Annotated in this window: 17 protein-coding genes; 2 read left to right on the top strand and 15 right to left on the bottom strand. The window is 64.8% G+C overall.

Annotated features, from left to right (window positions below):
• Window positions 1-8 precede the first annotated feature (8 nt).
• The 7 genes from DX923_RS03980 to rfbF form a co-directional block, all read right to left on the bottom strand.
• Window positions 9-806 carry a TIGR03943 family putative permease subunit gene (locus DX923_RS03980; RefSeq protein ID WP_116112861.1) on the bottom strand — a complete coding sequence of 266 codons (798 nt, stop codon included), beginning with the start codon at window positions 804-806 and terminating at the stop codon, window positions 9-11.
• A 43-nt stretch (window positions 807-849) separates the two neighbouring features.
• Window positions 850-1,881, bottom strand: coding sequence for a permease (locus DX923_RS03975; RefSeq protein ID WP_240322730.1), 1,032 nt, complete (start codon window positions 1,879-1,881; stop codon window positions 850-852).
• Window positions 1,882-2,021: 140 nt separating this feature from the next.
• Complete coding sequence (gene lhgO, locus DX923_RS03970) at window positions 2,022-3,281, bottom strand: L-2-hydroxyglutarate oxidase (protein WP_116112859.1); 1,260 nt, start codon at window positions 3,279-3,281, stop codon at window positions 2,022-2,024.
• Entirely contained in the window at window positions 3,278-4,582 is a 1,305-nt protein-coding gene (locus DX923_RS03965; protein ID WP_116112858.1) for an NAD(P)H-dependent oxidoreductase, read from the bottom strand. Before DX923_RS03965 ends, lhgO begins: the two co-directional genes overlap by 4 nt.
• A complete protein-coding gene (gene rfbC, locus DX923_RS03960; RefSeq protein ID WP_116112856.1) occupies window positions 4,579-5,121 on the bottom strand; it encodes a dTDP-4-dehydrorhamnose 3,5-epimerase in 543 nt (180 codons plus the stop codon). The genes DX923_RS03965 and rfbC overlap by 4 nt, the downstream gene beginning before the upstream one ends.
• A 2-nt stretch (window positions 5,122-5,123) precedes the next feature.
• On the bottom strand, window positions 5,124-6,146 hold the full coding sequence (locus tag DX923_RS03955; RefSeq protein ID WP_116112854.1) for an NAD-dependent epimerase/dehydratase family protein: 1,023 nt from the start codon (window positions 6,144-6,146) through the stop codon (window positions 5,124-5,126).
• Between the two features lies 1 nt (window position 6,147).
• On the bottom strand, window positions 6,148-6,924 hold the full coding sequence (gene rfbF, locus DX923_RS03950; protein ID WP_116116139.1) for a glucose-1-phosphate cytidylyltransferase: 777 nt from the start codon (window positions 6,922-6,924) through the stop codon (window positions 6,148-6,150).
• Window positions 6,925-7,607: 683 nt separating this feature from the next.
• Here rfbF and pgm point away from each other — a divergent pair.
• Together pgm and DX923_RS03940 are read left to right on the top strand one after the other, a co-directional pair.
• The gene (gene pgm / locus DX923_RS03945) at window positions 7,608-9,272 is read left to right on the top strand and encodes a phosphoglucomutase (alpha-D-glucose-1,6-bisphosphate-dependent) (RefSeq protein ID WP_116112853.1); all 1,665 of its coding nucleotides are present in this window, start codon (window positions 7,608-7,610) and stop codon (window positions 9,270-9,272) included.
• Window positions 9,273-9,310: 38 nt separating this feature from the next.
• On the top strand, window positions 9,311-9,892 hold the full coding sequence (locus DX923_RS03940; protein ID WP_116112851.1) for a hypothetical protein: 582 nt from the start codon (window positions 9,311-9,313) through the stop codon (window positions 9,890-9,892).
• An 83-nt stretch (window positions 9,893-9,975) separates the two neighbouring features.
• On the opposite strand, the gene DX923_RS03935 is transcribed toward DX923_RS03940, so the two are convergent.
• From DX923_RS03935 to DX923_RS03900, 8 genes are all read right to left on the bottom strand, one after another.
• The gene (locus DX923_RS03935; protein WP_116112850.1) at window positions 9,976-10,893 is read right to left on the bottom strand and encodes a tetratricopeptide repeat protein; all 918 of its coding nucleotides are present in this window, start codon (window positions 10,891-10,893) and stop codon (window positions 9,976-9,978) included.
• Window positions 10,894-10,965: 72 nt separating this feature from the next.
• Window positions 10,966-11,943 carry a hypothetical protein gene (locus DX923_RS03930; RefSeq protein ID WP_116112848.1) on the bottom strand — a complete coding sequence of 326 codons (978 nt, stop codon included), beginning with the start codon at window positions 11,941-11,943 and terminating at the stop codon, window positions 10,966-10,968.
• Window positions 11,944-11,972: 29 nt separating this feature from the next.
• The gene (locus DX923_RS03925; RefSeq protein ID WP_116112847.1) at window positions 11,973-12,974 is read right to left on the bottom strand and encodes a hypothetical protein; all 1,002 of its coding nucleotides are present in this window, start codon (window positions 12,972-12,974) and stop codon (window positions 11,973-11,975) included.
• 278 nt (window positions 12,975-13,252) lie between these two features.
• Window positions 13,253-15,070, bottom strand: coding sequence for an acyl-CoA mutase large subunit family protein (locus DX923_RS03920; RefSeq protein WP_205413102.1), 1,818 nt, complete (start codon window positions 15,068-15,070; stop codon window positions 13,253-13,255).
• Window positions 15,071-15,217: 147 nt separating this feature from the next.
• The gene (locus DX923_RS03915; RefSeq protein ID WP_116116138.1) at window positions 15,218-15,538 is read right to left on the bottom strand and encodes a thiamine-binding protein; all 321 of its coding nucleotides are present in this window, start codon (window positions 15,536-15,538) and stop codon (window positions 15,218-15,220) included.
• 77 nt (window positions 15,539-15,615) lie between these two features.
• A complete protein-coding gene (locus tag DX923_RS03910; RefSeq protein ID WP_162872764.1) occupies window positions 15,616-16,572 on the bottom strand; it encodes a GNAT family N-acetyltransferase in 957 nt (318 codons plus the stop codon).
• Between the two features lie 126 nt (window positions 16,573-16,698).
• Window positions 16,699-17,667, bottom strand: coding sequence for a methylmalonyl Co-A mutase-associated GTPase MeaB (gene meaB / locus DX923_RS03905; protein WP_116112842.1), 969 nt, complete (start codon window positions 17,665-17,667; stop codon window positions 16,699-16,701).
• A 34-nt stretch (window positions 17,668-17,701) separates the two neighbouring features.
• Entirely contained in the window at window positions 17,702-18,904 is a 1,203-nt protein-coding gene (locus tag DX923_RS03900) for an acetyl-CoA C-acetyltransferase (protein WP_116112840.1), read from the bottom strand.
• Window positions 18,905-19,456: the final 552 nt, after the last annotated feature.

The raw sequence follows: 19,456 nt of genomic DNA, 5'->3' as shown, positions 1-19,456 counted from the left end.
GGTCCGGGTCAGACGTAGGGTTTCGTCGGCTGGGTGGTGGGCGTGATCGAAGAGACCTGTAGACGAGGAACCGCCTCCCCTGCGGTGGGTGCATCGGGGTGCGGCGCTGAGGGGTCTGGCTCCCACATGCCCTCGACCACGACCCACTGACCGTCAGCAGGGCGTTGCCCTACCCCCAGCGGGAGAACCTTGACAGGGAAGGCGTCGGCGGCACAACACAGAACTGCCATCCGGGCGAGCACCCATCCTCCTTCGACGCTGTCTTCCGGGGAGGCGAAGACGGTCATCCGCACTTGACGACCGGCAAGGCTCCGGCTGTTGTCGAAGCTGGCACGTTCCCAGAATTCACGGACCGACATCTCGAGCACCTCGGATTGGGGGTCCAAGGGATCGAATTCCTTCGCGGGGGTCAGCGTGACAGAGGCGTCCCGGTTCGCCTGGATACGTTGGGCGGTGTAGGCGCCTACCGGCGTGGGCGGGACCGCCGCTAGAACGGCGAAGGGCACCAGCATCGCCCAGCCGATCCGGGGTGCGATCTGTCCTGCCTTGTGCCGGTGTCCACCAGCGGCACAAGCCTCGTCCTCGTCGTGGGAGTGGGCATGATCGTCGTGGCGTCGTCCGATGCGGAGATGACGCACGGCCTGCCACCATTCGAAGGCTCCCACGCAGAAGACCACCACCGCGGCGACCAGTAGCGGAATGGTCAGCCCTTCCTTGACATAGGCCAGGTGATCGCCCAGCCAGACGGCACGGATCGCGACGACCGAGCAGGTCAGGGTCGCCAGCGCAGCCAGAAGTCTGTTCATCGCGGGTCGCTCCTGTTCTCCAGGGACCGAGTATCACGGCGGTTCACAAGAGCACCTGCCCGATCACGACGGCACTGGTGACCGCGACCAGCAGGGTCATCGGTGCGAAACGGATGGCGAAGGCGCGTCCGAAGGTGCCGACCTGCATGGCGAACAGCTTCACGTCGAGCGCCGGCCCGACGACCATGAAGACGAGTCGTGCGGTCAGGGGGAAAGCTGTCAGGCTCGCCGCCACGAAGGCGTCCGCCTCGGAGCAGACCGCGACGATGACGGCGAAGAGCGCGAGGGTGATCACGGCCAGGGCCAGGTTGCTGCTCAACGCCTCCAGGATGCTGCGAGGGACGAAGACGGCGACGACGGCGGCGATGGCCGCGCCGACGACGAGGAAGCCCCCGGCGTGCAGCAGGTCGTGGGTGATAGCGGTGGTGAAGCGGTTGAACTTGCTGCCTCCGCTCCGCCCTCGCTGAGGCAGCCGGATCAAGTCGTCCCGTCCCATCCGGAGCCACCACCAGCCCATCACCACGGAGGTGATCAGCGAAGCCAGGTAGCGGGCCAGCACGATCCGCCAGTCGCCACCGAAGGCCACTGAGGTCGACACGAGGACGACCGGGTTGATGGCCGGCGCAGCGAGCAGGAAGGTCAATGCGGCAGCCGGCGCGACACCGCGAGCCACCAGGGAGCCGGCGATGGGCACGGAAGCACATTCGCATCCGGGCAGGAGAGCGCCGGAGATGCCGGCTACCGGGACCGCTGCAGCAGCATTTTCCGGCAGGTAGCTGCGCAGGGTGTCAGCGGGGATGTAGACCGCGATCACGGCCGAGAGCGCAACGCCCAGCACCAGGAAGGGGAAGGCTTGCAGGGCGATCGCGATGAAGACTGCGACCCAGGTGGCCGCAGCAGGATTTCCGTTCAGCCATTGGCCCCACAGGTCACGCCCGAGGATGCCGACGGTGAGCACGGTGATCAGTGCGAAGACGGTCAGTACCGTCCCCAGCCCAGCGGTCCGCGAGGCGGCCGGAGGGCTTGGCCGCAGCGAGTTTCCTTCTCGCGCAGGCGTGTCAGGTGTGGTCGCCATCGGTCCAGAATAGATCGAAGTCACCGCGAAGGAATGTCGTAAATGCCCGGAATAATCTGGGGCGGTTGTCCATCCTGGAAGGAAGGACAACCGCCCCGGAGCACACACATGAGGTCGGATCAGCGACTTCTGCGCACTGTTCAGACGTCGTGCGCCAGAACCTTCTCGGTGATCAGGGCAGCAATCGGCATCGCCGACGTCGCTGCAGGAGAAGGCGCATTGCACACATGGACCATGCGCGGCGTGTCGTAGAAGAGGAAGTCCTCGATCATCGACCCGTCCTTGCGCACAGCCTGCGCGCGAATCCCGCAGGGCTCCGGAGTGAGGTCCTCCGTCGTCAAGCTCGGGCAGTACTTACGAACCAGCTCCAGGTAGCCCGGCTTGTACATCGAATTCCACTGCTCCACCAGCCCGGTCTTCAGCTGGGTTTTCGCGACCTTCCAGAACCCGGGGAAACGCATGAAGGACGCCATGTCCCGCGGGTTCATCGAGTACTTCTCGTAGCCCTCCCTGCTGAAACCCATGACCGCATTCGGCCCGACGGTGACCCCGCCGTCCATCATCAGCGTCAGATGCACACCCAGGAACGGCAGGTCAGGATCGGGCACCGGATAGATGAGGGTGTCGACGATGTCATTGTGCTTGGGGTCCAACCGGTAGTACTCACCCCGGAAGGGCATCATCTGGAAATCGACATCGATCCCGGCCATCTTTGCGAGACGATCGGCCTGGATTCCACCGCAGACGACCAGCTGTCGGCAGTAGAGACGCTCAGCCTCTTCCTCACCGACCTGCACGTCCAAGGAGACCTCGGACAGGGACTCGTGGATCCCTACCACCTTGGCCCCCAGACGTAGCTGGCCGCCCTGGGCTCCGATGACGTCTGCCATCTGGCGGCAGACCTCCCGGTAGTCCACGATCCCGGTGCTCTTGAGGAAGATGGCGCCGATCCCGGTGATCTCCGGCTCACGACGACGTAGCTCAGCTGCGTCTACCAGCTCGACGTCGAGCTCGTTGATGAGCGCCCGCTCGTACAGGGCGTGCATCCGAGCGAGTTCTTCGTCGTCGGTGGCCACGATGAGCTTGCCGGTGTTGCGGTACGGGATGCCGTAGTGGTCGCAGAAGTCACGGGTCCACTGCGCACCCTGTTTACACAACTTCGCCTTCAAACTGCCCGGGGTGTAGTAGATCCCCGCGTGGATGACGCCGCTGTTGTGCCCGGTCTGGTGGCCAGCGACCACGTCTTCTTTCTCCAGGACCAGGACATCAGCGTGCGGGCGTTCCTGAAGAAGGGTCATCGCCGTGGACAGGCCGACGATCCCACCGCCGATCACGACGTAGTCGTAGACCCGGGTAGCGTTCAGGCTCGGCTCCGGCGGGTAGTTCAACGGTGGGGTCACTGTGCTCCTCCGAAGGCCTGTTCCTGCTCGGCACGCAGTTCATCGCAGAGACGCCCCTCGGGCACCACCACGTCGGCGTACGAGATGGCTTCGTCCTTGGCGATATCGCGCTTCAGCACACAGCCTTCGGCCAGGCCGACCGGCAGCAGCTGTTCGGCTACGGCGACCTCGGCTTTCTCGCACTCGCCGTAGTAGGTGTAGCCGCCGAGAGCGTCGAGCGCCTCCCCCGCTTTAAGGTCCTTCTTCGCGATGGTGACGACCTCGACGCGCGGGGCCTGACGCAACGGCTTGATCGTCGCGTCACCGAGCAGGACAGCGCGGGCGGCGGTGTCCGGCACTTCGAAGTGACACAAGTGGTAAGGCGTGTAGAAGGAGTACAGCGGTCCCTGACCGAGTTTGTAGAGGTTCAGGTAGTGCTGCTGCTTCGGGTCGTCGTGCGTGGCGAGCACGTACACCCCGGGACCGGGCTGGCTGCCGACCACATAGTCGACCGCTCCACCGAGTTCCTTGAGCTCGTCCACGTCGTACATCTGCGTGAGCTCATCGACGTGGCCGCGGTGGTCACGCTGCAGGCAACCACGCTGGTGCACCGAGAAGCCAGCCGCATTGGCGACGAGGGCCTGCTCCACCGACACCTTCGTGCCATCGGCGAAGGAGGTCACCATGTGCGGGTCCTGGCCCCATTGCTTGGCGAATCCCTCCTGCGTGGTCGGGTTGCGGTACGGGTCCTGCAGCCCCTTGATGTTTCCGGCCACCAACGGGGTGAGCCCCAGCCCGCGGACGAAGCGGATGAGGTTCATCTGTACGCCCGGCTGGTCGCCGTCGCATCCGGTGTAGACCAGGCCGGCGTCCTCGAACTTGGCGTTGAGGATCGGACCGACCGTGGCGTCGACCTCCGCGTTCATCAGGACGAGGTGTTTACCTCCGGCCAAGGTGGCCAACGCGAGATGACAGCCGAATTCGACCGAGCCGGTGCAGTCGATGACGACGTCGACGCTGGCGGCCTGGGTCATCGCCTCGTAGTTGTCCGTGACCGCGGTGCCACCTCGAGCCACCGCTGCCTCGATACCGGCGATGTCGTCGGCGACGGCGACGAGTTCGCCTTCCCGGCCGGCGTTGGCAAGCGCAGCTACACCCTTGTCGATGTTCCGCGCGTAGACGCAGGCCACCTCCATGCCGGGTGTGGTGTTGATGATGTGGTTCATCAGGCCCTTGGCCATGAAGCCGGGACCGGCGATCCCGACGCGGACCGGGCGCCCCTCGGCTGCCCGCTGCGCCAGCAGCGTGTCGACGACGATCACTTGATCTTCTTCCCGTCCCAGTCCGGCCAGCTCTGGTCCTTGTCGGAGATGACCATGATCTCGGCGGGCCATTCCAGACCGAAGGCCGGGTCGTCGTGCCGGTTGCCGCGCTCGTGTTCGGGGCTGTACTTCCCGGAGACCTGGTAGGTCACCTCGGTGTCATCGGTGAGCGTCAGGTACCCGTGGCCGCAGTACGGCGGGATCCACAGCGCACGGTGGTTGTCCGCGGAGAGTTCGACCATGACGTGCTCGCCGAAGGTCGGCGAGTCCTCGCGCAGGTCGAGGCAGCAGTCCACGATCGTCCCGCGGATACAGCGCACGAGCTTGCCTTCAGCAGCTGGGGCGATCTGTCGGTGCATGCCGCGCATCGTCCCGGCCTTGTGGTTCCAGCTCATGTTGGCCTGGACCACGTCGGTGGGGATGCCGTGCTCGGCGAACTCCTCGGTGCAGAACGTCCGCGCGAAGCCACCTCGAGCATCCTCGAAGGGCTTGAGGTCGATGATCCAGCAGCCGTCAACGGCCGTCTTCGTGAACTCCATGCTCACCACTCCCGATTCCAGAACAGCTTCTCGTCGACCTGGCCCGTCTTCAGGAGCCATTCGATCTGCTTGAGCCGCGTGTGCCCGCGGCCGGTGAAGGTCTCCTCGTCCAGCTGGATCGCGTCGAAGACCTCGTGGAGCTGCCGCGCACCCTTGGCAAGGTCCCAGTCGCAGACCAGACCAAGATCGGCGATCTTGTCGAAATTGACCTTGTACGAACGGTTGTCCGCCCCCGGAGCACCGAAGGACAGCTGACATCCAGTGAACTCGGCGGCCACGGTCTCGGCGATCTCACGAACCGTGTAGTTGTTGTCATTGCTGCCGGAGTTGAAGGCCTGGCCGTGAATCTTCTCTACCGGGGCCTCGAGCATGAGCATGATGCCCTTGCACAGGTCGAGCGCATGCGCCATCGGCCGCCAAGGTGTGCCATCACTGGTCATGGCGATAACGCCGGTCGTATAGGCCAGGCCGGAGAGGTTGTTGAGCACGATGTCGAAGCGCTGACGCGGGCTGGCTCCGAAAGCGGTGGCATTGCGCAGGGCCACCGGGTGGAAGTTGTCATCGGCCAGCGCCCACAGGTCCTGCTCGGTGAGGTATTTGCACTTGCCATAGGCCGTCTGCGGGTTGACTGCGCTGGTTTCGTCGACGGTGCCCTCGGCGACGCCGTAGACGGAACAGGAACTCATGTAGACGAAGCGTTCGACGCCTGCGGCCTTGGCCGTCCTGGCGACATGAGCCGAGCCGAGGTGGTTGATCTCGTAAGTGATCGGACCGACCAGATCACCGACCGGGTCATTGGACAGCTCGGCCAGGGCGACAACGGCGTCAACGCCGTCGAAGTCGGCCTCGGTCAGGTTCCGCATGTCCTTGTTCAGGGTCAGCGGGGCACTGGCCAACCCGTTGTAGAGCCAGCCGTTCTTGTAGTAGCCCGTGTCGACGGCGACGACATCGTGTCCGGCCTCGACGAGCATCGGAGCCAGGAGGCATCCGATGTAACCATCGGTACCGGTAACCAGGATCTTCATGTCAGTTCCACACCTTCCAGGGAGCGTTGCCTGATTCCCAGAGCTTCTCGAGCTTGGTCCTGTCGTTCAGCGTGTCCATCGGCTGCCAGAAACCGGGATGTTTGTACGCATTGAGCTGACCGGCATGGGCCAGTTCGCGCAGCGGTTCCTGCTCCCAGACGGTGTCGTCACCGCTGATGTAGTCGATGACACCGGGCTCGCACACGAAGTACCCGCCGTTGACCCAAGCGCCATCGCCGTCGGGTTTCTCCTGGAAATGCTCGATGGTGGTCTCGCAGGCCCCCAAGGAGATCGCGCCGAAGCGTCCGGGTGGTTGCACCACGGTCATCGTGGCAAGTCGACCAGACTTCTTGTGGAAGTCGACCGTCGCGGTGATATCGGTATCGCTGACCCCATCGCCGTAGGTAAAGCAGAAGGTCTCGTCCCCGAGGTATTCCTTGACCCGTTTGAGCCGGCCGCCCGTCATCGAATGCAGGCCGGTGTCGACGAGGGTGACCCGCCAGTCCTCGACCTCACGTTTGTGGATGACGACCTCGCCGGTGGCCAGGTCGAAGGTCATGTCCGACTGCCTCATGGCATAGGTGGAGAACCACTCCTTGATGTACTCCGCCTTGTAACCACAACACACCACGAAATCCTTGATGCCGTGGGCGGCATACTCGTTCATGATGTGCCAGAGGATCGGACGTCCGCCGACCTCCACCATGGGTTTGGGTTTGAGCGCGGTCTCCTCGCTCAGCCTGGTGCCCAGGCCTCCAGCCAGAATGACGGCCTTCACAAACGACTTCCTTCCCTGTTCCGCGCCGGCGCCGGCGCTTCCGTCCATGCAAGGACGAGGCATCTCCCTCGTCCGCTCCTGTCACCTGTATCCGTCACGCTCCGGCATGACGGAAAGGCTTCCGTCCCGGAGCGGGCCGCGCTCGGCAGCCAACGCGACGGACCGGGTGGGGGACGAGATGTCGCGACCTCAGTGGACCGCACCGCAGAAAAAATCCGGGCGGACGAGTTCGGGGACCATCCGACGAATTCGCCGTCAAGGGGCAAAGAGGAGAAATCGCCGTCGATACCCAAGGAATAGCGGTGAGCACCATTGTCATGGGCGGCAGTTCCCCCCTAGAACCCCAATTGTCGAGCCGAAACCTATTCACAGAACACACTGTTGGACGCCCGACCCACATTATGGTAACACCGTCGACAACTCCAATCGCAGGACATCTAAAAACCCCTTGATCAGGCATTTCGCTATTCCAGCACGGCGTTTCGGCGAGCTCTGGTAGCTTCTGAGCCACTCCCGGTAGGCTCACGAAAAAAGGCGCACGCACAAAACCAGCCAGGATAGGACAGCACTCGCTGAAGAAGTCGCCTCCAATGAAGCGATCCGTCCGACTCAGATCATCAGAACCGTCGGCCGCCGACCTGGTCTTGCGCCCACACCGCGAACACCGATGCGAGGATGGACACATGACCGTTACGCGCGCTGGAAGTCCCGCACAGCCCCATGATCTCGTGGACGTCGCGCACCTCGTCACGGCGTACTACACCCAACGGCCCGACCCTGAACAGGTCGACCAACGGGTCGCTTTCGGAACCTCCGGTCACCGCGGATCCAGCCTGCGCACGTCCTTCAACGAGGACCACATCCTGGCCACGACCCAGGCCATCGTCGACTACCGCCAGGCGCAGGGATTCGACGGCCCCCTCTTCATCGGACGAGACACCCACGGCCTGTCCGAGCCCGCCTGGGCCAGCGCCTTGGAGGTCCTGGCCGGTAACGAGATCACCGTCCTGGTCGACGACCGCGACCGGTTCACCCCGACTCCCGCGATCAGTCACGCGATCCTGCGAGCCAACCGCGGCAAGATCCGAGGAGTGTCCGATCTGCCCGCCCATGTCGGTCTGGCCGACGGCATCGTCGTCACCCCCAGCCACAACCCCCCGGGGGACGGTGGATTCAAGTACAACCCCCCACACGGCGGCCCCGCCGACAGCGATGCCACGGCATGGATCGCTGAACGCGCCAATACGTACATCAAAAGCGGCCTCAAGGACGTCCGGCGAGTTCCCTTCTCCCGCGCTCGGGCCGAGGCAACACCCTATGACTTTCTGAGCAGCTACGTCGATGACCTCCCCCATGTCGTCGATATCGACGCGATCCGGAATGCCGGGCTGCATATCGGCGCTGATCCGCTCGGCGGCGCCAGCGTCGACTACTGGGCAGCGATCGCCGATCGACATCGCATCGACCTGACCGTGATCAATCCCCTGGTCGATCCGACCTGGCACTTCATGACGCTGGACTGGGACGAAAAGATCCGCATGGACTGTTCTTCTCCCTCCGCCATGGCCGGGCTCATCGCGAATCGCAGCGAGTACCGGATCAGCACCGGGAACGACGCTGATGCCGACCGGCACGGGATCGTCACCCCGGACGGCGGGCTGATGAACCCCAACCATTTCCTCGCCGTGGCGATCGACTACCTCTTCGGCGGGGCCAGGCCTGACTGGTCCGCGGACGGTTTCATCGGCAAGACCTTGGTCAGTTCCTCCATGATCGACCGGGTCGCTGCTGATCTGGGCCGCAAACTCGTCGAGGTGCCTGTCGGCTTCAAATGGTTCGTCCCCGGCCTGCTCGACGGGTCCGGCCCCTTCGGCGGCGAGGAGTCAGCCGGTGCAAGCTTCCTCCGCTTCGACGGCAGCGTCTGGAGTACCGATAAGGACGGTATTCTTCTGGCATTGTTGGCCAGCGAAATCCTTGCCGTAACAGGGCGTTCCCCCAGTGAGCATTATGCAGACCTCGTCGCCAGACATGGCGAGCCCGCCTATGCTCGAGTAGACGCACCCGCTGACCGCGAAGAGAAGTCCAGGCTCGCCGCACTGACCCCTGAGGATGTCACTGCCGATGTCCTCGCCGGTGAGACGATCACTGCGAAACTGACAACGGCGCCCGGAAACGGAGCAGCCATCGGTGGTTTGAAGGTCGTCACCGAAAATGCCTGGTTCGCAGCCCGTCCCTCGGGAACCGAAGATGTCTACAAGATCTACGCCGAATCATTCAGAGGTGCCGAGCACCTCACACAGGTCCAAGAACAAGCCCGTCTCGTGGTCTCTGCCGCATTGAACGACTGAGTCGAGAGGAACCGACGAACCGCCCCCATGGAGACGCTATGACCGACCAGAACAACCCTTTTTCCGACGCCGTCCCCGGAGAGCCCGTCGCGCCCAGGGCACCGATGGGACGTCTCATCGTCATCTCCGGTCCCCTGAGCTCGGGTTGTCATCATCTCGCTTGGGCCATCGGACGCCATCTCGACCAGTCCATGGTGATCGACGGCCCCGTCCTGGCAGGCATGGTCGCCTCCGAACATGCTTCAGCAGCGGATGAACTGGGCACCATTCGAACGCTCCTCCTGCGCTACTGCGCCGAGATCGCGCTCGCCGAGACGTACCGCAGAGGCGGCTACGACGTGGTGATCGTCGAAGATCTTCCCGGCCACCGTCTCAACGACTTCCGCGACCTGTGCACCCCCGACGACATCCACCTGATCATCCTCGACGGCACGGTGAAGAACTACCCGCTCGGCCTGCACGTGATGTCTCGGCCCGACATCGAAGCGCTTGCCGCCGGCGTACTCTCCCGGCTGGGGGAATCACTGCTCAAGAAATCCCCTGCGCCCTATCCTTCATCAGGGATCACCGACCCTGCCGTCGAATGGCAGGAACGGGGCGGTCCCTCCCCCTGGGACTGAACCAGCTCAGCGCGGAGGTGGGGTCTCAGCCACCAAGGACACGACCCCACCCCGCCTCCGAGCTCTTGCGAACAGGTCTCCGCTCAGAAGAGCGCACTCATCAACGCACGGCGTGCCTTGGCAACCCGTTCATCAGCGGAACCAACCACCTCGAACAAGTCGAGCAGGTGCTGGCGAGCCCGCTCCCGATCGTCCTCAGATGTGGCTTTGACCAGGTCGACCAGCCGAGCGAAGGCGTCCTCGACATGGCCTCCCGACAGGTCCAGATCGGCGACCAGTAGTTGCGCGTCGACGTCCTGAGGGTTCTGAGCGGCAGCCGCTCGTGCCGCGGCCACGTCGACCCCGTCGAGTCGACACAGCAAGGAGACCTGCGCCAAGCCCGCCTTGGCGTCCGCGTCCCCAGGGTTCTCTTTCAGCGCCTGTTCATATGCCGCCACCGCAGCTGTGTAATCACCGGACTCGATAGCCTCGTAAGCCTTCGCGTGAGCTGCCGGCAGCGGGGATTCCACAGGCTCGGCTTCCGGAGTTCCTGGCTCGAAGCGGCCGGTGACTCCGTTCTGCGCAGCCAGTTGCAGAACCTGGTCACAGATCTGGCGCAGCTGATCTGCGGCTTGGACCCCGGCGAAGAGAGGAACCGGCTGACCGGCGATGATCGCCATCGTCACCGGGATCTGCTGGACTCCGAAGGCTTGCGCCATCTTCGGAGCTGTCCGGACGTCGACCGCGCACACTCGCAGCCGTCCCGGATAGGACTGGGCCGCGGACACCGCCGCATCGACTGCCCCCCTGGTCTGGTCAGCTTGCCCGTCCCAGAGCACGAACAGCGCAGGAACCTCACGGGTCGCCAGGAAGGCCTCTTCGAAAGTGGCGTCGGTCACCTCCTGAAGGAGCGTCGGTGCTCCTGCGGAGGCAGCCGGTGACGGCGCCGGGGCCGGCCGACCGAGAGAGGACAGGTCAACGGCGCCGCGCAGGGCGCCCGTGGAAGAACCGGGCAGAGTCATGTGCCCCATTCTTACGGACAGCACAGACCTGGAGCGAACTCGCACTCGCGAATTCCTCCACGTCTACGGGTGTCACAGGCCTGACGCGCCTGCCACCTGCTCCGTGGCCGCAACCAAACGAGCTTTACCCGACTTGGGAACGGTGAAGACGAGGAACTGCACGACCTGGATGCGAGCCTGCTGCACAAGAACGGTGCGGCCAGGGACGAAAGCCTTGAACATCGGCGGTGCTTTCAGCTGCTGGCCGCTCTTGATGGTGTATTCGCTGGTCCGCTCGATGGCGCCGAGCACCAGGGTGTCACCGTTCAACTCACGGAAAGCGGCGACTGGGTCCGGCATGAGCTGGTTGGTCTGGACGAGATCGGCCTGATTGCTGGAGGCCTTCTTCTGCTCCTCCATCTTGTTGACGATCTGCTCGAGGAAGGTGTCGTTCTGGTAGAGCGCGTTCTCCTTCTTCCCCGACAGCCCATCCGCATAGGACTTGAGCACGTCGACCGGCTTGACATCCATGTCTTCGCCAGTGGTGACGATCTGGGTCCCCTCGTCTCGGGTGGGGAAGGCATTGATCGTCGCGCCTGGCAGCATCTGTGCGCTCATGGCCAGGCGGTAAGGGGTACGAGCATTCGTGGCCACCAGCAGGTGCACGTGGGGAAGCTGGGCGCCCGCAGGGGTCGAGGCACCCAAGATGTACCGGGGGTACTGCGCCCCACGGGAATTCGCGAGCACCTTCAGGTCACTGGGACCCTGAGCGATCTTTCCTTGAGCTCCTGCGCCGATCAGCTTGGTCAAAGCGTCCGCAGCTCGAGCGCCCTCCGCCGCATAAGTGACCGGGATCTGAGCAGTGGCCTCCGGCTTACCCGAGCGCACTGCAGTGTCGGCATCCATCACACGCTGCAGGATGCGGCCCGCTTGCTGGTCGGTGACGGTGGAGCCCGGGTCGCCATAGCCGGTCCCCGACCCAGGGACACCCGGCGCACCGCAACCGGCCAGGGCCACGGCCGCGATCACGGCTGCGACAGCCGCACGTCGAGTCGGTCGTGGGCGATTCACTGATACAGCTCCTCGTGATGATGTCGAACTCATGAACGGCGTCCTCGACGCGGGGAGTCGGGTCCCTTGCCAGGCCCGTCCTTACGGGCATCGCCCTTCTTCTTCAACTTTCCTGCGAAGGGGTTCTTCCCGGAGAGCGCCTTCTTCATCCCGGAACCACGGGAGGAGGGAAGAGCACCGGCTCCGCGAGCAGGCGGAGGCACCGGACGCGGGAAGGGTTTCTTCGGATCGACGTACAGGTCGGTGTCTGCCACGGTGTCCTCATCGACGGCAGGCATCCGCGAGGTCGACGGCCCCTGACCGCCAGGGCTCTTCCGCTTCAGGAGATTACGCCCGCGCCCACCTCGCGGGGCCGCAGACGCCCCCCGTCCAGACCGCCCGCCGCGGCCGGGTGCCGGCCGACGGCCGCCCAGCGGCCAGCTCTTCCGGAGTCGCAGACCGCCGAAGGCCAACAGACCGCCACCGAACACGGTCACGACGGCTGCTTGCCAGAACCAAGCGGCATTGCTCCAGGTCATGGTCACGTCGAGGGTCTGCGAGCGTGGCTCTCCAGGGGTACCGGCGAAGATGAGCACCGCCTGAGGAAGCGCGCTGGGCGTGACCTCGAGGTCCACCCCCCGGGCGGTCGTCGGATCAGCCATGAAGGTGTCGGTGTTCAACGTCTTGCTGAGCTGGTCACCGTTGCGTTCGACCGCACTCAGCCCTCGGGGCAGGAAATCGACCCCGTCGATGACGGTGTGCCGGGCAGGCTCCGCGGCGGCCCGCGCGTCCTCGTCGAGCATCCGGATCATGGTGAGGTCGCCCTCGCCTTTGCCGGAGACCTTGATCTTGACCGGTACGGACGAGGCACGGACCGCGTCCTTGCCGATCACGACAACGCCGGGTTCACCGACGTGGGTGGTGACTTCGAACCGTCCGGAAGGTCCGATGGTGATGGCGAAGATCAGACCCACCACCAGCAGGACGACACCCGCCACGAGCGCGGCGAAGGTGAGCACCTCTGGGAGGCGGCGTTGCGGAGCTGCTGGCACGAGCTATTCCTTCGGGTAACGACCAAGGGTCGCCCTGCGGCATACGGCGGCCACCGGGACTTCGGTACGTAGCCGATCACGCAGCGGAGTATTCAGGTCTCCGATGGCAAGGGCACGTCAACCACCCAGCTTAACCAGTCGGACTGTCAGGTCACAAAAAGACAACGCTTCCGGGTGTCGGACGACCGTCTTCCGCAGGCTGCTGGAGCCGTGGACGGAGGCCGTCGCGCCTGAGGCCGTCCCCCGTCCCGGGTATCGCGCTAGGAGATCGACTGCCGTCAGAACCGTGCCGGTTCGCGATAGGTGCCCCATTCGTCACGGAGGGCGTGGCAGATCTCCCCCAGGGTGGCCTCGGCCCGAACAGCATCGAGCATGGCCGGGATCAGGTTCTCCTCGGTGCGAGCGATCGCAACCATCCGGGCGAGCGATCTCTCGACCGCAGGCAGATCCCGGTCGGCCTTGCGGGTGGTGAGGGTCCGAACCTGTTCCCGCTCGACTTCGTGACTGACCCGGAGGATCTCCAGGTCGTGGCTGACCGAGTCGGTGAGGCAGTTGACGCCGACGATCTTCTTGGCACCTTGTTCGAGTGCGATTTGATGGTGGAAGGCTGCGTCGCCGATCTCGGACATGAACCAGCCGTCCTCGATGCCCTGCAGCAGGCCTGAGGTGATGGGTCCGACCTCGTGCTGAACCGCGCCGTCGACACCACGCTGCTGGTCCAGCTCCCCGAGTTCACGGATCTTGGCGAAGATACGTTCCGTTTCGGCCTCGATCTTGTCGGTGAGCGCCTCGATGTACCAGGAACCGCCGAGCGGGTCGGCGACATTGGTGATGCCCGTCTCCTCCATGAGCACCTGTTGGGTGCGCAGAGCCACCTCGGCTGATTGTTCGGTCGGCAGGGCGAGTGTCTCGTCGAGAGCATTGGTATGGAGGGAGTTGGTGCCACCGAGAACGGCGGAGAGCGCCTCGACCGCTGTACGGACGACGTTGTTGAGTGGCTGCTGCGCGGTCAGGGAGACACCGGCCGTCTGGGTGTGGAAGCGCAGCTGCTGTGCTTTCTCGGTCTTGGCGCCGTAGACGTCGCGCAGCCAGCGAGCCCAGATGCGCCGGGCGGCCCGGAACTTCGCGATCTCTTCGAAGAAGTCGACATGGGCGTCGAAGAAGAAGCTCAGGCCTGGTGCGAAGGAGTCGACGTCCAGGCCGCGGGAGAGACCCAGCTCGACGTATCCGAAGCCGTCGGCGAGCGTGAAAGCCAGCTCCTGCGCAGCCGTCGCCCCCGCCTCGCGGATGTGATAGCCGGAGACCGAGAGTGGCTTGTACGCGCGGAGGTCGGCGTCGCAGTACTCCATCAGGTCGCCGATCAGCCGCAGGTGGGGTTCGGGAGCGAAGAGCCACTCCTTCTGGGCGATGTACTCCTTGAAGATGTCGGTCTGCAGCGTCCCGTTGAGCGCGGAGATGTCGCAGCCCTGGCGCTCAGCGGCGACGAGGTACATGCAGAAGACCGGGACAGCAGGGCCGGAGATCGTCATCGAGGTCGTGACACCGTCCAACTTGATGTCGGAGAAGAGGACCTCCATGTCGGCGGCGGAGTCGACGGCGACGCCACAGTGTCCGACCTCACCGAGGCTCATCTGGTCGTCGGAGTCGCGGCCCATGAGGGTCGGCATGTCGAAGGCCACCGAGAGACCGCCGCCGCCACGACCCAGGATCATCTTGTACCGCTCGTTGGTCTGCGCGGCATTGCCGAAGCCCGCGAACTGGCGGATGGTCCAGGTGCGTCCGCGGTACCCAGTGGCGTGCAGACCACGGGTGAAGGGGAATTCGCCCGGCCAACCGATGCGCTCGAAGTGTTCGTCTGCTGCAGCTTGCGCATCGCTGGGCCCGTAGACCGGATCGACCTCCATCCCGGACAGGGTGGTGAAGTCGGCATCCCGGACCTTGCCTGCGGCCAGGGCAGCGCTGTAACGCTGTTGCCAACGTTGACGCCCGGTGGCGCCTTCGGCTGCGGTCAGACGGTAGAGCGGGAGTGCGTCGTCACCGCGTCCGGGGACGGCGGCCAATGTTGCTTCGGAGCCGGTCATGTCCGTCGTCGTCATATTCCACATCTACTCGGCACGACAACGGACCGCCAGTGCAGAGGGAAAGCATTCCGTCAGCGGCGCTCCGGTCCCCCCGAGACACGGAGCACGGGCCGTTCACCCCCTCCGATCGGCGGCAGACGGCCCGGCGACTGGCCGTCGATCTCAGCCTCTTTCGTGCGCTCTCCGGGCGAGAGCTGTCTCCAACCGGTCGAGCTTGCCCTGCATCTCACCCGTATGTCCCGGGCGGATATCGGCCTTCAGGACCAGAGAAACCCGTGGGCTCACCTCGGCCACCGCATCACAGCAGCGTTTCACCACCGCCAGGCATTCGTCCCATTCACCTTCGATCGTGGTGAACATCGAATCGGTCCGATGGGGCAGTCCCGAGGCGCGCACCTGTTCGATGGCTGCAGCCACGGCCTCGTGCACCGAACCGGTCTCGTCGGCGGCCACCGCAGGGGCGACCGAAAAGGCGATCAGCATGGTGCCCACAGTAATCCAGCAGGAACCAGCTGCCTCACCCCTGGGTGCGCCCCCACTCACGAACCGTGGGCCAACCCCTAGGACGTCCCCGCGGGCATCAGACGCCGCATGACCCTCAGCATCGTCTCGATCGGTCGATAGCCCACCGCTCTGCTGAGCGAAGCCATTCGGCGGTCGATCTCCACCGTCGTCGTCTGGACATGGATCCGTTCAGGGTGATGCCGACTGAGCCATATCGAGGTCGCCGACAGCAGCGTCGGCGCGATCCGCTTCCGGCGATGGTGATCAGCGACGTAGGTGAATCCCTGGATGGAGGCCGCGAACTCCGGTTTCGGTGGAACTCGTAGCGTGGAATAACCAGCCAGTTCACCATCGGGGGCCACTGCCACCGCCGTGACCACGTGGTGGCCTTGCCCTGTCCACATCCGTGTGGTGAGTTCGTAGTCACCGTGCATCTGTTCAGGTTGGACTGCCATCCCCTTGGCCAGATCGGCCTCCTCCGAGGCTGCACGCAGCGCAAGGAACTGATCACGCCAGCCCGGTGGAGGCAGGCCCTGGTAGAGGGCGTAGCGATATCCCTCAGCCCGCTGACAGGCAGCCTGGGCGAAAGCGTCAACGGTGGTCTCCGGAACGGGCAGAGTCAGCTCCCATCGGATCATCCGCCGACCGACCTCGAAACCGTGGCGACGGGCGAAGTGGACATACGGATGACGCGCTGCCTCGGCCAGAGAGTCCCCGGCGAATTCGATGCCGGAAAGCATCCGGCTACGCCCCTGAGCCCGGGCATGAGCGATCAGCTCTTCGAGAAGCATCGAGCCGATCCCGTCTCCGCGGTAATGCGGCGGGACATAGGGGAAGATCCACACATCCTGCGACTGCGGGTCCTTCGGGGTCAGTTCCATAGCCGCACCCAACATGGCACCCCGGGCATAGACCCCGACCACACGACGGTTGTGGATCTCGTCGGGCAAGCCCATCAATTCGATGAAGTCCTCGAGCGTCGTCGGCTGAAAACGCGGACGACCAGCGCTCAACGCCGTCTCACGAACCCGCCAATAATGTTCTATATGCTCATGATTCGATAGATCAAGGCTGACCAGATCCATATTCTCACCGTACGGAAACGACAGCACCTGACGACGGCGGCGCGCGGCCCTGGGTCAGCCTCGTTCCAACTGCTCCACGACGCGATCCGCCGCCGTGTACGGATCACTGGCCCCGTCTACGACCTGCCGCGCATAGGAGGCCAAACCATCTCCCGCGCGGAGGTCGCCCATCCTCCCCCGCAAGGTGGCCAAGGCGATCGTTTCGATCTCACCGGCGGCCCGGGCCAACCTGCGCCGAGCCAGCTCACCGTGCTCATCGGCCCACGCACGATGCTCGGTCACCGCCGCCGCCAACTCGTCGATCCCCTCGCCCAGGGAGGCCACCGCCCTCAGCACCGGTTGCCGCCATGACGGCCCTTCTCCGCGTGCGCCCAACCGGATCATGTGGCGCAGATCCCGCACCGTCGCGTCGGCCCCCGGACGATCCGCTTTGTTCACCACGAAGATGTCGCCGATCTCCAGGATCCCGGCCTTCGCCGCCTGAATACCGTCACCCATCCCCGGTGCCAACATCACCACGGTCGTATCGGCCAGCCCGACGACCTCGACCTCCGACTGTCCCACGCCGACGGTCTCGACGAGGACGACCTCGCACCCCGCAGCGTCCAGGACCCGCACTGCCTGCGGTGTCGCCCAGGACAGCCCACCCAGATGACCTCGGCTCGCCATCGAGCGGATGTACACCTCCTTGTCCAATGCATGGTCCTGCATCCGGACCCGATCACCGAGCAGCGCACCTCCGGAGAAAGGAGAGCTGGGATCCACCGCCAGCACGCCGACTCTTCGCCCTTGTGCTCGTAATGCCCCGACGAGAGCACTCGTGCAGGTCGATTTGCCCACTCCTGGGCTTCCGGTCAGACCGATGACATGGGCCCGTCCGGTATGCGGGGCCAGCGCCGCCATCACCTCACGCAAGGCCGGGGAGGCCTCCTCCACCAAGGAGATCAATCGGGCCACCGCACGGGGCGACCCCTCCTGCGCCTGGGTGACCAGCGAGGAGACATCGGTCTCACGACGAGACATCAGATGCTCTCATCTCCGGTGTGGCGGGAGACGCTCATCCGCGGGGCACCCGGATCACCAGCGCATCCCCCTGCCCACCGCCGCCGCACAGTCCGGCGGCGCCGACCCCGCCTCCTCGTCGGCGCAGTTCAAGGGCCAGGCTGAGGACGATGCGTGCGCCGGACATACCCAGCGGGTGGCCCAGCGCGATGGCCCCGCCGTTCGGGTTGACCTTCTCCGGGTCGAGGCCGAGCAGTCGCTGGGCGGCGATCCCGACCGCGGCGAAGGCTTCGTTGATCTCGACCACGTCGAGCTCGCTCGGGTCGAGCCCTTCCCTGCGGCAGGCGGCGTCGATCGCCCGCGCAGGCTGGGACTGCAAGGTCGAGTCGGGTCCAGCGACCGTGCCATAGGCGCCGATCTCTGCCAGCCAGGTGAGCCCTTGTTCCTGCGCCGTGGAGCGCCGGGTCACCACGACAGCACAGGCTCCGTCACTGATCTGGCTGGCGGATCCTGCGGTGATGGTGCCGGTGGGGCGAAAGGCCGGTCGGAGCCTGGCAAGCCCGTCGACGGTGGTGTCTGCCCGGATTCCCTCGTCCCGGTCGACGACGGTGGCCTCACCACGGCGTCGGGGGATCCGCACCGGGACGACTTCTTCGGCGAAGATCCCCTCGGCCCAGGCCCGAGCGGCGAGCCGGTGGCTGCGAGCGGCGAAGGCGTCCTGCTCCTCGCGAGTGACATCGCCCTGGTTGGCCGACTCGGTCAGCTCGCCCATGCCTTGGTCCGTGAAGGCGTCCCAGAGCCCGTCGTACTCCATGCTGTCCCGCAACACCCGGTCCCCGTATCGATGTTCCGGCCGACTCTTCTCCAACAGATGGGGGGCCTGGCTCATCGACTCCATCCCGCCGGCGACGACGGCGGTGGCCTCGCCGGCTCGGATCATCTGGTCGGCCTGGGCGATGGCGGCCAGCCCGGACAGACAGACCTTGTTGATGGTGATCGCCGGCACGGTCATCGGTAACCCACCGGCCACTGCAGCCTGGCGGGCGGTGATCTGCCCGCAACCGGCTTGGAGAACGTGGCCCATGATCACGTGGTCGATCTGCGTGGCGGCCAGCCCGGAGCGTTCCAGTGCACCGGCGATCGCCATGCCGCCCAGTGCGGTCGCCGGAAGTTCCTTCAGCGATCCGAGTAGGCGTCCCATCGGGGTACGCGCCCCGGAGATGATCACGGTCGGGTCATCAGTTCGATTCTGGGACATCGGGTCTCCAACTTCATCGTCGAGCCGGTCCTCGCCACTCTAACCAGGAGGAGGTGGGCCATCGGCCTTCCGAAAGGGCCGACCTCGGCCGCACAAGGCGCCGCCAGTGGCCACCCCGCCCCACCCTCGCCCCGAAAGAGGCGGTGCTCGGAGCCTCCATCGCATTCCGCTCTGCGAGAATTTATCCTCGTCGAATTCAACATCCCGACAAGGTCAGGGGATATTTCCCCGGAGCAAGGGAAGGAGTGCGGAATATACCCGGCCAAGGGAACATCGCGACCCGATGGTCGGAAGTTTCACAAAAGAGTCATTTCATCCCTTATCAACCGATATTGATCGATATTCGTAGACGCGCACGCCTTACCCCCTGGCATTTTTCGTGACGCACATCACATGTTTGGAAGCGACAAGGGGCTGCATATATTCGCCCTCGCGACCACCAGAAGCACCAACGCACCTGTTTTTCTATTCATTTCCCGCTCCTTTCATGTACCGAACCCCTGTTTTCAGCCCCCAGACATGTCTAAAGTCGCCATCACCTCCCCGGGTGCC

Origin of the sequence: Austwickia chelonae (assembly GCF_003391095.1) — a bacterium.
GTDB lineage: Bacteria > Actinomycetota > Actinomycetes > Actinomycetales > Dermatophilaceae > Austwickia > Austwickia chelonae_A.
The sequence above is the reverse complement of the archived record's forward strand: the minus strand, read 5'-3'. Positions and strand labels throughout refer to the sequence as shown.